Raw genomic sequence first — 15,047 nt, forward strand, 5'->3', positions numbered from 1 at the left:
CATTTTTATTATCTGGCAAATAAATCGGCATTGCGGTGCTGCTCTATAAACGCCTTTCGATATTGGGTAAGTAAGGCCGACTTAGATATAAAGCCAATAAACGTTCCGTTCTTAACAACCGGTAACTGCCATACGTCCAACTGATCGAAAAATTGCATTACATTGCTTACTGCTTGATTGTGCTCAACAACCGCCGGAGGTATTACCATAAAATCACCCACAGTTGCCGAAGCCGTTTGATTATCAAACAAACGTTTACGTATTTCATCCATCCATATTACGCCTTCTAATTTCCCCGAATTATCCACCACCGCAAAAATATTGGCATTGGTAGATGATATTTCTTTGAAGAAATCGGACATAGGTGTGGTTTTACTTAAAGCCGTATAATCGCGGTTTACAATAGTATCCAACCTTATTGAATTAAGCATGCTATAGTCTTGATCCGGGTATATCTTTTTTTCATGAATAAGATGCTGCCAGTACATGTTATGTGGGTTATACAACCGAGAGATGATGTATGATATAGCAGAAACAATCATCAGCGGAATAAATAACACATAACCTCCGGTGATTTCAGCAATCAAAAATATGGCTGTTAAAGGTGCATGTAACACCCCACTTAGTGCACCGGCCATACCTACTGCTATAAAATTGCTGGTACTTAAATGAATTAACCCGGTTTGATTCACACCATACGCCACCAGCAATCCCAAAAACGCGCCGGTAAACATACTCGGTGCGAAAGTACCACCGTTACCCCCAGAGCCTAAAGTGATACCTGCTGCAACAATTTTTGCAAGCACTAAAGCTGCAATGAACAACAGCATGATAAGAGGCTGCGACAACCATTCTCCATACAATGATTCTTCCTTCAAGGCCTCCATATTACCATTAAGCGCCTCTTGCAAATAATGGTAACCTTCGCCAAGTAACGGCGGGAAAATCAATATAAGGATACCTAACAACAAACCACCAGCCAACGCCCTGATGTACCGGTTGTATTTTTTTAAAATTCCTTTTTCTAAAGTATCAGCCACTTTAGTAATATATACGGCTACAAAACCACTTAGCACGCCTAGTATTACGTAAAACGGCAACGCACTAATCAGCCAACCTTCGGTAACTAAGTGAAATAGTTGCCTTGATTGAAGTACCTTTCCAACAACTACTCCTGTAGCCGAAGCTATGAGTAAGGGTATAAAAGTAGGAATGGTGATTTCGCCGATCAATATTTCGAGCGCAAACAGCACACCGGCTATCGGACTGTTAAACACCGCTGCAATACCAGCCGCAGAACCAGCCGCCAGTAGTATAGTTTTATCATATGCACTTAAATTAAACAACCTCCCCACGTTTGAACCGATGGCTGCACCTGTACAAACAATAGGTGCTTCTAAGCCCGATGAGCCGCCAAACCCAACAGTGAGTGAACTACTGATGAGGTGAGAATAGGTATTATTTAAGCCAATTGCTGATTTGTGTTTCTTTATATTAACCAGAATATTTCCTATTCCTTTTTGAATATGATCACGGTTAATAATATGCTCGTAAGCCACTGTTAACAGTATACCTAAAGCTGGTAAAAACACATAGATGATATGAAAAGGTAAATGTAAGGCTATGTTGCGGCTTACCTCTTCCATTATATGTACCAGGTATTTTAACATTACCGCAGCCAATCCGCCTATTAACCCTACAATAACACTACATAATATTAAGAAGTTACGCTGTGTGGTTTGCCGAAGGCGCCACTGATTAATATGAACTAATAACGTTTTAAGCATAAGAGAACTCGATGTGTGGCAAAGTAACGATTTTACTACTTAAAGCTAACGGTAAACTTTATATTTGACCATGATTTCTCAGCAAAGATATGATCAGCGCGGTGTATCAGCTTCAAAAGACGACGTGCACAACGCTATCCAAAACATTGACAAAGGCTTATATCCGAAAGCCTTTTGTAAAATCATTCCTGATATATTAACCAACGATGAGGACTATTGCAATATTATGCACGCCGATGGTGCAGGTACAAAATCGTCGCTGGCTTATGTATATTGGAAACAAACCGGCGACCTATCTGTGTGGCGCGGTATTGCACAAGATGCCATTATAATGAACTTGGACGACCTACTATGCGTAGGCGCAACAGATAAGATATTGCTTTCCTCAACCATTGGCCGTAACAAAAATCTGATACCAGGTGAAGTAATTGCAGCCATTATTAACGGCACGGAAGAAATTTTGGAAGAGCTGCGAAGCTATGGAATTGGCATCTACTCTACCGGTGGCGAAACGGCTGATGTGGGCGACTTGGTGCGTACTGTTATTGTTGACTCAACAGTTACCTGCCGAATGCGCCGTGACGAGGTAATCTCCAACCATACCATACAGGCTGGTGACGTAATTGTAGGTTTAGCATCGTTCGGGCAAGCTACTTACGAAAAAGAATACAACGGCGGCATGGGCTCGAATGGTCTTACCTCGGCTCGTCATGACGTATTTAATAAACTGGTGGCACAGTCATTTCCTGAAAGCTTTGACCCGGCTGTACCTAACGATTTGGTGTTTTCGGGCAGTAAAAGCCTGACTGATCTGATTGACATTAGCAATGGCCAAACCATCACCGCTGGAAAGCTGGTTTTATCGCCTACCCGTACCTATGCACCAGTAATTAAAGCTATATTAGACCAATACCGTAACCAGATACATGGCATGGTACATTGCAGCGGTGGTGCACAAACCAAGGTGCTGCATTTTGTAGATAACTTACATATCATCAAAAACAATCTGTTCCCTGTGCCTCCGTTATTTAAATTGATTCAGGAAGAATCGGGTACAAATTGGCAAGAAATGTATAAAGTGTTTAACATGGGCCACCGTATGGAACTTTATGTTTCAGAAGCCATCGCAACTGATTTAATACAAATATCTAAAAGCTTCGGTATAGATGCACAAATTATTGGACGGGTAGAAAATGCTGATAAGAAGCAGGTAACTGTTCAATCGGAGTTTGGCGAGTTTGTGTATAATTAAGACTTTAATTAATATCAATATAGAAGGGCTTGCTGGTATTATCAGCAAGCCCTTTTGTATTAAAGAGAATAAATACATAGTAGTGACCATAAAAAAGCCGGTTCGATATAATCGAACCGGCTTTTTTATTAATGATTTATGTTAAAGCTTAGAAGCTGTAACGTACACTCAATTGTGCTCTCCAACGAGACAAGTAATCACTAACTGCATATGGCTGTAATTTACCATCAATTAAGTTAAACCTGCTTTTGTCAAAGTAGAATAATGGATTAGGTGTAAATCCAGAACTAGCTACGTAAAATAAAGATGCACTTTGGTTACCTAAGTTATAAGCTCTGCCCCATGATTTGTTCAGCAAGTTACCTACGTTCAATACGTCAGCAGTTACTGATAATTTGTGATCTTTGAATACAATGAAATCTTGATTGATTTTCAAGTCGAAATGATTCTCCCATGGTAAGCGATCACCGTTACGGGTAGCTAATGAACCTTGGTGCTCTCTTAGGTATTTATTACCTGATACAAAGGCTTGGAAATCGGCCCATTGTTGAGCTGGAGTGGTAGCGAATGTAGATGTTGTACCAAATTGCGCTTGAGCCAAAGTTGCTGGAACAAAGGCGATATCTGCAATACCTGTTGTTCTGTTAGTTGCATCATCACCGTGGATATCGGCGTTATACAACCAAGTGAAAGGCTGGCCAGACTGACCGGTGTACACTAAACCAAATGAAGTAGCCAAGTGGTTGTGTGCATAACGGAAAGTTTTAGAAATGTAACCAATCACGCGTGATCCCGGATCATAATTAGAACGAGCCAGCTCTAAACTGTTTTGACCGTTTACGCTATAAGCAAAACGCCAGTTAGAAATTGCTGTAGAACTTGTACCATCGTTTAATGAACGAGAAGAGCCGTAGGTATACGCAATGCTACCAGTCCAGCCGTTTTGCATTGGCTTCTGGATTTGAGCAGTTAAGTTAACAGCGTAACCCTTGCTAGTGTTAGATAAATAAAGAATATCTGTATAGCTGCTGTTTACACGTGTACCACCGTAGTACGGACGGGTAACACCGCCAGTGGTAACTCTACCAACTTGTGCAGGTGTATTTAAGTTTTGATATAAAATATCGTTAACCTTTTTAGTAAAGATACCTTCTAAGGTACCTACTAATCCCCAAACCGGCAATTTTTGATCAACTGCTAAGTTACCACGCAATGTTTGTGTAAACTTGAAGTCTTTGTCAGTTAAGTCGATTTCGGTTGGAGCAGTTGAGCTACCGGTTGTAGCACCTAAGTGCAGATCGTTAGGATTGTAGTTAAAGCGGATTGGAGTTAAAGCCGAACCTGTAGCTGAGTATCTTACGATAGTAGCACCAGTTGCACCGTATTGGTTAGAGATCCAAACGTAAGGAACGCGGCCGGTAAATAAACCAACACCACCACGTACTTGGGTTGAAGCATCACCATGAACGTCCCAGTTAAAACCTACACGTGGTGCAAACAACAATGAAGTGCTTGGCGGACGGTTGGTTTTTAAATCATACTGTTGAGCTATTGCTGTTGCATTAAAGTTAGCATTCTCAGCTGGATCATTGAAGAAAAGTGGCGCATCAACACGTAAACCGTAAGTCAGTTTAAAACGATCAGACATAGTCCAAACGTCCTGACCATATAAGCTCAGTTGGGCAGATTTTAAGATTGACGGAGCATCTGGGTTAGATGGATCTACCGAGTAATAAGCCGAGTAACCAGTTGGGGCAGTTGTGTTGTCTTTAAACGCCTGGATAGTATTATAACGGTTGTAGTAACCATAGTAATTTTGTACAAATATGTTGTTCGACTTGTAGAAGTAGTTATCTGTACCAAAAGTTATGGTATGCTTGTTTTTGTAGATGGTAAAGTTATCAGTAAAAGTGAAATCATCCTGGCTTAAACGGTTTCTGGCTGAAGAAGCCTCAGAACCCAAATTGTAGTTCAAACCATTTTGCTGAATAAATACAGCTGGGAAAGCACCGGTTGAACGGAAGTCGCGAGTTGCAGTATAAGTTAAACGCAAAACGTTAGACGCGTTGTTAGAAAAAGTACTGTTTAACTCTAACACCGTTGAATTGTTCTTGGTGTTAAAAGTATAACCGCTATTGGCAAAAGTCATGGTTTTATCCTGACGGCTGATGTTGTCACTAAAACCTTTGTTATAGTTATGACGTAATGTTAAACGGTTTTTGCTGTTGATATTCCAGTCTAAACGACCAAAGATATAATCAGTTTCAGTTTTCTTGTTGATCTCTCCCCAGCCACCAACATCATAACCGTATTTGCCTAAAACATAATCATGCAAATCCTTAAGCGCGTTAGGGTCAAATTGAGAGCCAGATCCGGCTACAGTTGGATCGTACGGTAGTGGAGTCGAGTTTCTTACGCGCTCGTAGTTACCATAAAAGAACAATTTGTTTTTAATGATAGGACCGCCTAAGCTGATACCTGCAGTTTGATTTTTAAACTCTTGATATTTGGTATTATTTAAAACGCTTTTACCAATCAGGTCTTGATTTTGCAGAATACCGTAAACAGAACCATGAAACTGGTTAGTACCACTTTTGGTCACAGCATTCATACCACCACCAGTAAAGCCACCTTGAGTTACATCGTACGGAGAAAGCACGATTTGCAGCTCTTGAATAGACTCTAAAGGAATAGGGTTAGCACTAGCCTGACCACCGTTAGTACCAGTAGCTGCCAAACCAAACACATCGGTTGATACGGCACCGTCAATAGTAAACTGGTTATACTTGTTGCTTTGACCAGCAAAGCTGATACCTGCAGGGCTACCATCACTATTGTTATTGTAAGATAATGCTTGTGGCGTCAAACGGGCAAAATCCTGAATGTTACGAGTGATAGTAGGAAGTGTTTGTAATTGTTGTAATGACACGTTGGTAGATGCACCGGTTCTTTCACGGCTAATAACGCTACCTCTTCTAGCACCTTTAACATTTACTTCACTTAAAGTTCTGCCTTCTTCAACCAGAACAGCATCTACTTTCAACGGAGTACCTAAGCTGGCGGTTAAATCAGCAAAAGTGCGGGTGGTGAAACCCACAAATGAAATTTTGATAGTGTAAGGGCCACCAGCTCTTACGTTAGGAATGGTGTACTGTCCGTTGCTGCGGGCTACTGTGCTGTAGTTGGTACCAGTAGGCACGTGCGTAGCTACAACAGTTGAACCGGGCAGCGGTTCACCTTTCGAATCTTTTACTGTTCCTGTAATACTACCTGTGGTAACCTGTGCAAAGGTTGCCGTGACAGTAAACAAGAAAAGAATCGCGAGAAGTAAAATTTTTCTCATGCTTGTTTTTTGTTTAATGAACGTTTAAATAGTTTTTAAAATCACCGCAAATATAGCTAATAGCTTAGCTTCCAATGTTAAGTTAGTGTTAATAATTTTTAGAAATTTTGAACATTTTTCAATTAACACGCCACTATTTTGAGCATCTGCATCCCATAATTAAGTATTTGTTACCTTTTGTGCAATTTGCGCCCCGCTCCCGCCTCATCTTTTACGTTTTTTGTTATTATTTGCACCTAACTTGAAACATTGCAATGGTCTGATTTTCCGTTCCATGATAAGCTTTATAGTTTCAGCCTTTTTATTTAGTTTTGGCGGCAAACTGTTAAAGTAAAATATAATGAACTACGATGTAATTGTTATTGGCTCTGGTCCCGGTGGTTATGTAGCCGCTATCCGTGCCTCACAGCTGGGTTTCAAAACAGCCATAGTCGAAAAAGAATCGTTAGGCGGTATCTGCCTCAACTGGGGTTGTATCCCAACCAAAGCTTTATTGAAAAGCGCGCAGGTATTTGAATATATAAATCACGCTACTGATTATGGTATTAAAATAGATGGTCAGGGCGAAGTAGACTTTGACGCCGTTATTAAAAGAAGCCGCGGTGTGGCCGATGGCATGAGCAAAGGCGTTCAGTTTTTGATGAAGAAAAACAAAATTGATGTAATTATTGGTTTTGGTAAACTAAAAGGTAAAGGTAAAGTTGAGGTTAAAAGCGCTGATGGTGCCGTAACGGAACACACTGCTAAACACATTATATTAGCTACAGGTGGCCGCTCACGCGAATTACCAAACTTACCACAAGATGGCAAAAAGGTAATTGGCTACCGCCAGGCCATGGTACTGCCTCAGCAACCTAAATCTATAATAGTAGTTGGATCTGGCGCTATTGGTATCGAGTTCGCTTACTTTTATAATGCTATTGGCACCAAGGTTACGGTTGTTGAGTTTATGGATAACATTGTTCCGGTCGAGGACGAAGAAATTTCAAAAGCTCTGGCCCGTACACTTAAAAAACAAGGTATCAACATCATGACCAAGTCGACCGTCGAATCGGTTGATACCAGCGGCGAATTATGTAAAGCAACCGTTAAAACTGAAAAAGGCACTGAAGTACTGGAAGCTGAAATCGTACTATCTGCCGTAGGTATTGCTACCAACCTGGAAGGTATTGGTTTGGAAGAAACCGGTGTTAAGTTTGACAAAGGAAAAGTATTGGTAGATGATTACTACCGCACAAACGTTGAGGGCGTATATGCCATTGGCGATATCGTAAAAGGACAAGCGTTAGCGCACGTAGCTTCAGCCGAAGGTATTATTTGCGTTGAGAAAATTAAGGGCCTGCATGTTGAGCCTTTAAACTATGGCAACATTCCTGGATGTACTTACTGCTCTCCTGAAATTGCCTCTGTAGGTTATACCGAAAAAGCAGCACGTGAAGCCGGTTATGAAATTAAAGTAGGCAAGTTCCCATTCTCGGCATCAGGTAAAGCTAGTGCGGCCGGTGCCAAAGATGGCTTTGTAAAAGTTATATTCGATGCCAAATACGGCGAGTTTTTAGGTGCCCACATGTTAGGTTACAACGTTACGGAAATGATTGCAGAAGTGGTTGCTGCGCGTAAGCTGGAAACTACCGGTCATGACATTATTAAAACCGTACACCCTCACCCAACCATGAGCGAAGCGATTATGGAAGCCGCTGCTGATGCGTATGGCGAAGTGATTCACTTATAATATATTACTATATATACACCAAGTCCATAGTTGTAAGTAATGCAAAAGTTGCTTATAATTATGGACTTTTGTTTTAAATATCCTTTTGTCAATTGGCCTAAACATAAACAACTGTAGATTTGAACCTTTATACCATTGATACTGGCTTATTCAAATTAGATGGCGGCGCCATGTTTGGCGTAGTACCCAAAGCTATCTGGAACAAAACAAACCCGGCCGACGAACACAATTTATGCACACTAGCCATGCGCTGTTTGCTGGTTGAAGATGATAACAGGCTAATATTAATTGATACTGGTATTGGCAACAAGTTAGGCGACAAGCTTTCTGCGCTTATGCATTTGCAAGGTGATGATAGCTTAAACAAATCGCTTGCCAAGCATGGGTTTAGTTCGGATGATATTACCGATGTTTTTTTAACTCACTTGCACTTGGATCATGTTGGCGGCGCTGTGACTAAAAATGGCGACCAGTTAGCACCAGCCTATAAAAATGCCACCTACTGGACCAACCAAAAACATTGGGAATGGGCAACCGTTGCCCCAAACGAACGCGAAAAAGCATCGTTCTTAAAAGAAAATTTGATGCCGTTGCAAGAAAGCGGGCAATTGAAGTTTGTTGATTTGCCAGATGGCGGACACTTTTCAACGAATATGCGAGTGCGTTTCGTTTCAGGACATACGGAATCAATGATGCTGCCATTATTGCAGTACAATGGCAAAAAAGTCTTTTATGTAGCCGACTTGATACCTACTGTTGGTCATTTACCCATCGCATATGTAGCTGCTTATGACGTATTTCCGCTGAAAGCCATGCAAGAAAAAAAGGCTTTTTTGCGGGAAGCACTTGAAAATAACTACATATTGTACTTTGAACACGATGTCATAAATGAATGTTGTACTTTACAAGACACAGAAAAGGGCATAAGAGCGAAAAATGTGTTTAAATTGACAGACATTTAAATTTAAAATCAAACCATTGGTATGATTGATGTTACATATAAAACAAACGCACACAGGTTGTAAAGTAATTTACATTATTGTTTTGTAATTATCACTTTTAAATAGTATAATTCCGTAACAATTTGTACCTTTGCGCGTTGAATTCTAAAACAAGAATCGAGGTAATAAAGTAGATGAGACAACTCAAAATAACACAATCCATTACCAATCGTGAGTCACAATCACTTGATAAATACTTGCATGAAATTGGTAAGGTTGACCTAATCACTGCCGAGGAAGAAGTAATTTTAGCGCAAAAAATTCGCGAGGGCGATCAGGCCGCTTTGGAACGTTTAACTAAAACCAACTTACGTTTCGTTGTGTCGGTAGCCAAACAATATCAAAATCAAGGCCTTACATTGGGCGACTTAATAAACGAAGGAAACTTAGGTTTGATCAAAGCAGCTAAGCGTTTTGATGAAACTAAAGGTTTCAAATTCATATCTTACGCCGTTTGGTGGATTCGCCAATCTATATTGCAGGCTATTGCCGAGCAATCCCGTATTGTGCGTTTGCCATTAAACCAGGTAGGTTCATTGAGTAAAATCAGCAAAGCTTTCTCTAAATTAGAGCAAGAATATGAGCGTGAGCCATCACCAGAAGAGCTGGCTGATATTTTGGAAACTACCGTTGACAAGATTTCTGATACACTGAGCAACTCAGGCCGCCATGTGTCTATGGATGCACCGTTTGTTCAGGGCGAAGAAAATACTTTGTTAGACGTACTCGAAAACCAAGAGCCAAATACTGACTCTATTTTAATTAACGAGTCTTTGTCAGAAGAAATTAAACGTTCGCTATCAACCTTAACTGAGCGCGAACGCGAGATTATTGTATTATTCTTCGGTTTAGGTACCAATCATCCCCTATCATTAGAGGAAATTGGCGAAAAATTTAATCTAACCCGCGAGCGTGTGCGTCAGATTAAAGATAAGGCCTTGCAACGTTTGCGTCATACATCACGCAGCAAAATATTAAAATCATATTTAGGATAACCTATTTTATACAAAGCCCCCGGTAAACAACCGGGGGCTTTTTTGTTTTATATTGGTATGGAACCTGCCGATTATGAAAACTTAACAGCTGAGCAAGCTATCAACTATCAACAGCAGCTGCGCAGTCAAATAAAGTTAGAACCATTTGATAAGCCGATCCAAATTATTGGTGGGTCAGATATATCATTCAACAAATACTCGGAAGTAGTGTATGCAGGTATAGTATTGCTTAAATATCCAGAAATGGAAATCATCGGGCATGCCAGTGCTGTTAGTCGTACAACATTTCCTTATATATCCGGGCTACTGGCATTTCGAGAAGTGCCCGCTTTATTAGAAGCATGGAACAAACTGGAAACCAAACCAGATATACTAGTATTAGACGGGCAAGGCATTGCGCACCGCCGACGCATGGGCATTGCTTCTCATTTTGGCGTGATAACAAACACACCGACTATAGGAAGCGCCAAGAGCCGGTTGTTTGGCCGTTATGATGAACCAATTAATGTACCCATGGCTCAAAGCCCCATGACAGATAAGGAGGAAACAATCGGCGTAGCTTTAAAAAGCAAAAAGAATTGCAATCCTATTTTTATATCCCCCGGTCATCGCATCACACTTGAGCAAAGTGTAGATGTTATTAAAAATTGCTTAAAGGGATACCGTATACCTGAGCCTACCAGGCAAGCGCATATATTAGTAAATAAATTACGGGTGGAAATGGGTGGACATGATACCTCGCAACTTTCAATATTTTAATTACAGTGTAACATCTCTCACACCGGGGTCGTCTTATGCACATATCACAATTACATGTGCAAACGGAAATTATTAATAATATTGGTTATGCTGTTGCTCGCAAACTTTGCATCAGCAAAACCCATATTAAAAATAAGCCGGCATGCTGAAAATCCCCTATTAGCTATTGAGCCCATCTTTCCTGGTGATTTAAAGACAGTTACAATCCCCATTAAAAGAGCAAGGAACCTTATCGTTGTTGAAGCTCAGGTAGACTCTGTTGCAGGCAACTTTATATTAGACACCGGCGCACCTTACCTGGTTCTTAATACAACATACTTTAGAAATATGCCTAAAATTGGCGATATAGATGCCAATGGTGTGAATGGCAGTTCAAATGGAACGTTTCGTACAGAAGTAAAAGATTTCTTTTTGGGGTTAGATTTACAATACAAACGGATAAAGGCCGACGTTTGCGACCTCTCTTCCATAGAAAATAGCAAAAAATTAAAGGTGCTTGGAATAATGGGAACGCAGCTATTCCGAAAAATGGCTATTACCATCGACCTGTTTCATAGTGTAATTTATTTGCACAAGCTGGATAGCAAAGGTGAAATTCCGGAAGCGCAACGTACTTTTCGGAACCCAGATATGCGCACCTCATTTAAATACATTAATGATGTGATTTTTATGAAAGGTATGATAGCCGAAAAACCCCTATGGTTTGTGTTTGACACAGGTGCCGAAAGTAACCTGTTGGCGAATGACGTACCTAAAGCCGTTTTGAAAACTATGCACACCATCAATCGATCTACAATTGTTGGCGTTGGCGGGCCAGGGAATGAAACCGCATATGCAAATTTTGACAAGCTGATTATCGGCAATTACCAGTTCACCAACAACCGGATTTTACTTACTAATTTAACCCACTTAAGTCGCGCGTATGGTTACAGTATGGACGCTATATTGGGTTACGACTTTTTTGGACGAGGCGTTTTCACGATAAACTTCGTAAAAAAAGAATTTGAAATGTACATTTACAACCACTGACAAATATGAAGCGGCTTATTTATTACACCATATTGCTTTTTGCCCTTTGCGGCATTAGCATGACTGTGCCGCAATTTCACTACTCAGTTTTTGGCCACCGTAAATTTGCCGCTCAACAATCTTACGACCCAGGCTACCCCGGTGACGTACCCTATGGCGTCAACAACTTCTCGACAGTAACCGTTCGTGAATTACCCTCGGGACTTACCAGGTTTTTTGTCCCTGGAAATCTCAATGCTCGCCATGTACAACTATCTGGAAGCTTTAACAGATGGACCACACAAAAAGGCGTCATGACGCGTACAGATAGTGGCTGGGTGAGCGATATCACGCTGGAACCGGGCGTTTATGCCTACAAGTACATAATTAACGGCAGATGGAGTCGGGATGTAACGAACAACTTAAAAGAAGACGACGGTTGGGGCGATTATAATTCCATTTACTACCGATATAACTATACCTTCCGTTTAGGTGGCTTTGCTACTGCTCACCGTGTAGCCGTAGCGGGTAGATTTAACAATTGGAACGCGAACGAAATTATATTATCCCCTAAAGGGAAATATTGGGAAAGGCAGATATACCTGCATGAAGGCACGCATCTATATCGTTTCATGGTAGATGGCCGCTGGATCACAGATCCGGCTAATCCGGCACAAACTGTACAAAACAACACAGCCAGTTCAATTTTAAATTTTGGCGAAAGCGTCAACTTTAAGTTAAACGGATATAGCAACGCTAAAAATGTATTTATAGCCTGCGATTTTAATAACTGGCGTTCCAATACTATCCGCATGCAAAAAGCTGCGGGAGGTTGGGCTTTACCATACGTATTACCTAAAGGAAATTATCAGTATAAATTTATAGTAGACGGCCAGTGGATTACGGATCCGTTCAACCCGCATACTACTGTCATCGAAGGAAATCAAAATTCCTTTTTATCAGTGGCACCTAACCACACCTTTACTCTGAATGGTTATAATGGTGCCAAAGAAGTAAGGATAGCTGGTGACTTTAATGATTGGAATCCCGATGGTTACACATTGGCACATTCAGGCAACCAGTGGCATATAAGTTTGCGCTTAAAATCGGGCAAATACCGCTACAAGTTTATTGTAGATGGCAACTGGATACTTGACCCAGGCAACCGACAGTGGGAACAAAACGAATACAACACCGGGAATTCGGTGCTATGGATAGATTAGCAGCATTAATTTCTACTTGTTGATAATAAACCGATAATGGAAGCAGTTTTATAATTTCAACGCCTGCTTCACAATGCATCACTTTAGTACACTCCTGCTTCAGTTCTACAGGCCATTTTGGTGGTATCATCTACTGTTTACCATCATTGGGGTTTATGCGATCACCATTTACGGGCTGGTATTCCTGCTTATTACTATACTATTTAAACTGTCAGGTTACGCAAGTGCGTTGGGATACCAGTACTACTTCAACAGCAATGTTTACTACTACTATCGCAATGCCGGCTATTCTGTTAGGCGTATGTATTTATATGCATTCGGCTTCGACTTCCTCATTTTTATAATATTGCTGCCCCTTTGCGTATATATCTCACACCACATCAATGCTTAAAGTTGATAGTGTACAATTAGCTTACAACGGCCGCAAGATATTGCAGGACGTTTATCTGGATTGCAAGATAGGCGACGTTATTGGCTTGCTCGGACGTAATGGAAGCGGCAAATCCAGCCTGTTAAAAATTATATTTGGCACCATTACCCCTACCTTCAAGCATATCAGCATAAACGATAATTATGTAACTACCGGGTATCTTAATCACAACGTAGCTTATCTGCCTCAACACAACTATCTGCCTAAAAGCGTTCCGATAAAAAACCTTGCTCCTATGCTGGTTGACCAGAACAGTTGGAACGAGTTTATTCAGCATGACGTCTACCAGCAGCATCAGCATAAAACAGCGCGTCAATTATCAGGCGGCGAATTACGTAAACTCGAAACGCTGATGATACTCTACAGTAAAGCCGATTATATTTTGCTGGACGAGCCTTTTACGCATATATCGCCAGTGCAAGCTGAAGAAATTAAGCAAATCATTCGTGCACGGTCGGTTTATAAAGGAATTATTGTAACCGATCATCAGTACTACAACATTTTAGAGGTTAGCAATAAACTGGTATTGCTGCACAACGGCGCTACCAAATTGATAAAAGACCATGCAGACTTGATTGCTTACGGCTATCTTAGCGGTATTTAAATCAAACCGACCATGACTATACCCATCTACCAGGCCGATGCTTTTACCAGTAGTTTGTATGGTGGCAATCCGGCTGCCGTTTGCCCTTTAACCGAATGGCTACCCGATGAAACCATGCAAAAGATAGCGGCCGAAAATAACCTGGCCGAAACGGCATTTTTCGTAAAAACGCATGAAGGGTATCACTTACGCTGGTTTACACCAGAGCTGGAGATTGACCTTTGCGGACATGCTACCCTAGCGACAGCACACATTCTGTTTACAGAGTTAGGACATGCAGAACCTGCTATACATTTTACCACCGAAAAAGCCGGAACTTTGATTGTGACTCGTGATGGTGACCGTTACACGCTCGACTTTCCATCGCGTCCGCCCTACCCGGTTGAGTTGCCTGGAGGCCTAATAGATGCCTTAGGCGGTAAAAAGCCATCGCACATATTACGCTCACGCGATTTCTTTTTGGTATATGAAGATGAGCAGGATATCATCGACATTGTGCCTGATCACTCAGCATTAGCTAAAATAGATGCGATTGGTATTATTGTAACCGCACCCGGTAATACTGTTGATTTCGTATCGCGCTTTTTTGCCCCCGCCGCTGGCGTGCCCGAAGACCCGGTTACCGGATCGGCACATTGCAACTTGATACCTTACTGGGCGGAAGAGCTTGGTAAAAACGAATTGCATGCCTACCAGCTGTCTGCTCGCAAAGGTGAGCTGTGGTGCGAACACAAAGGCGACCGCGCGCTGATGAGTGGCAATGCCGTGACGTATTTAAAAGGCGAGATTTATATTTGATTTATAAGTTAAAAGAGTTGTTACGTGAGAATGTAATGACTCTTTTAACTTAATTTTTTTAAGCCATTCTGAACCCCTTTTCGTCCGCTATTTTAGTATCATTTGCCTTCATCCT

The 15,047-nt window shown here is 41.2% G+C and carries 12 protein-coding genes; 10 read left to right on the top strand and 2 right to left on the bottom strand.

Going from position 1 to position 15,047, the window contains the following annotated elements:
* Positions 1-8: 8 nt before the first annotated feature.
* Complete coding sequence (locus GPM24_RS07150) at positions 9-1,787, bottom strand: chloride channel protein (protein WP_158826090.1); 1,779 nt, start codon at positions 1,785-1,787, stop codon at positions 9-11.
* A 70-nt stretch (positions 1,788-1,857) separates the two neighbouring features.
* On the opposite strand from GPM24_RS07150, the gene GPM24_RS07155 reads away from it, so the two are divergent.
* A complete protein-coding gene (locus GPM24_RS07155; protein WP_199269707.1) occupies positions 1,858-3,039 on the top strand; it encodes an AIR synthase related protein in 1,182 nt (393 codons plus the stop codon).
* A gap of 148 nt (positions 3,040-3,187) precedes the next feature.
* Here the strand turns inward: GPM24_RS07155 and GPM24_RS07160 are convergent, their stop codons facing one another.
* Positions 3,188-6,382 carry a TonB-dependent receptor gene (locus GPM24_RS07160; RefSeq protein WP_158826091.1) on the bottom strand — a complete coding sequence of 1,065 codons (3,195 nt, stop codon included), beginning with the start codon at positions 6,380-6,382 and terminating at the stop codon, positions 3,188-3,190.
* Between the two features lie 340 nt (positions 6,383-6,722).
* Here GPM24_RS07160 and lpdA point away from each other — a divergent pair, with 340 nt between their 5' ends.
* The 9 genes from lpdA to GPM24_RS07205 all read left to right on the top strand — a co-directional run bounded on the left by lpdA (position 6,723) and on the right by GPM24_RS07205 (position 14,932).
* Positions 6,723-8,114, top strand: a complete 1,392-nt coding sequence (lpdA, locus tag GPM24_RS07165; protein ID WP_158826092.1) for a dihydrolipoyl dehydrogenase — start codon at positions 6,723-6,725, stop codon at positions 8,112-8,114.
* Positions 8,115-8,233: 119 nt separating this feature from the next.
* On the top strand, positions 8,234-9,076 hold the full coding sequence (locus GPM24_RS07170; RefSeq protein WP_158826093.1) for an MBL fold metallo-hydrolase: 843 nt from the start codon (positions 8,234-8,236) through the stop codon (positions 9,074-9,076).
* A gap of 173 nt (positions 9,077-9,249) precedes the next feature.
* Positions 9,250-10,110, top strand: coding sequence for a sigma-70 family RNA polymerase sigma factor (locus GPM24_RS07175; protein WP_090466905.1), 861 nt, complete (start codon positions 9,250-9,252; stop codon positions 10,108-10,110).
* A gap of 57 nt (positions 10,111-10,167) precedes the next feature.
* Positions 10,168-10,869, top strand: coding sequence for a deoxyribonuclease V (nfi, locus tag GPM24_RS07180; RefSeq protein ID WP_158826094.1), 702 nt, complete (start codon positions 10,168-10,170; stop codon positions 10,867-10,869).
* A gap of 87 nt (positions 10,870-10,956) precedes the next feature.
* Positions 10,957-11,898 carry a pepsin/retropepsin-like aspartic protease family protein gene (locus GPM24_RS07185; protein WP_158826095.1) on the top strand — a complete coding sequence of 314 codons (942 nt, stop codon included), beginning with the start codon at positions 10,957-10,959 and terminating at the stop codon, positions 11,896-11,898.
* Positions 11,899-11,903: 5 nt separating this feature from the next.
* Positions 11,904-13,100 carry an early set domain-containing protein gene (locus GPM24_RS07190; RefSeq protein ID WP_158826096.1) on the top strand — a complete coding sequence of 399 codons (1,197 nt, stop codon included), beginning with the start codon at positions 11,904-11,906 and terminating at the stop codon, positions 13,098-13,100.
* A 73-nt stretch (positions 13,101-13,173) separates the two neighbouring features.
* On the top strand, positions 13,174-13,491 hold the full coding sequence (locus GPM24_RS07195; RefSeq protein WP_158826097.1) for a hypothetical protein: 318 nt from the start codon (positions 13,174-13,176) through the stop codon (positions 13,489-13,491).
* A complete protein-coding gene (locus GPM24_RS07200) occupies positions 13,484-14,134 on the top strand; it encodes an ATP-binding cassette domain-containing protein (RefSeq protein WP_158826098.1) in 651 nt (216 codons plus the stop codon). The genes GPM24_RS07195 and GPM24_RS07200 overlap by 8 nt, the downstream gene beginning before the upstream one ends.
* Positions 14,135-14,146: 12 nt before the next feature.
* Positions 14,147-14,932, top strand: coding sequence for a PhzF family phenazine biosynthesis protein (locus tag GPM24_RS07205; RefSeq protein ID WP_158826099.1), 786 nt, complete (start codon positions 14,147-14,149; stop codon positions 14,930-14,932).
* The last annotated feature ends 115 nt before the right edge of the window (positions 14,933-15,047 follow it).

This window comes from Mucilaginibacter lacusdianchii (assembly GCF_009770985.1).
Classification (GTDB): domain Bacteria; phylum Bacteroidota; class Bacteroidia; order Sphingobacteriales; family Sphingobacteriaceae; genus Mucilaginibacter; species Mucilaginibacter lacusdianchii.

Bases quoted from the DNA above. Each gene is read 5' to 3' on its own strand.
- GPM24_RS07185 (WP_158826095.1), top strand. From the start codon at position 10,957: ATGCTGTTGCTCGCAAACTTTGCATCAGCAAAACCCATATTAAAAATA.
- GPM24_RS07200 (WP_158826098.1), top strand. From the start codon at position 13,484: ATGCTTAAAGTTGATAGTGTACAATTAGCTTACAACGGCCGCAAGATA.
- GPM24_RS07195 (WP_158826097.1), top strand. From the start codon at position 13,174: ATGCATCACTTTAGTACACTCCTGCTTCAGTTCTACAGGCCATTTTGG.
- GPM24_RS07155 (WP_199269707.1), top strand. From the start codon at position 1,858: ATGATTTCTCAGCAAAGATATGATCAGCGCGGTGTATCAGCTTCAAAA.
- GPM24_RS07190 (WP_158826096.1), top strand. From the start codon at position 11,904: ATGAAGCGGCTTATTTATTACACCATATTGCTTTTTGCCCTTTGCGGC.
- GPM24_RS07160 (WP_158826091.1), bottom strand. From the start codon at position 6,382: ATGAGAAAAATTTTACTTCTCGCGATTCTTTTCTTGTTTACTGTCACG.
- nfi (WP_158826094.1), top strand. From the start codon at position 10,168: ATGGAACCTGCCGATTATGAAAACTTAACAGCTGAGCAAGCTATCAAC.
- GPM24_RS07205 (WP_158826099.1), top strand. From the start codon at position 14,147: ATGACTATACCCATCTACCAGGCCGATGCTTTTACCAGTAGTTTGTAT.
- GPM24_RS07150 (WP_158826090.1), bottom strand. From the start codon at position 1,787: ATGCTTAAAACGTTATTAGTTCATATTAATCAGTGGCGCCTTCGGCAA.
- lpdA (WP_158826092.1), top strand. From the start codon at position 6,723: ATGAACTACGATGTAATTGTTATTGGCTCTGGTCCCGGTGGTTATGTA.
- GPM24_RS07175 (WP_090466905.1), top strand. From the start codon at position 9,250: ATGAGACAACTCAAAATAACACAATCCATTACCAATCGTGAGTCACAA.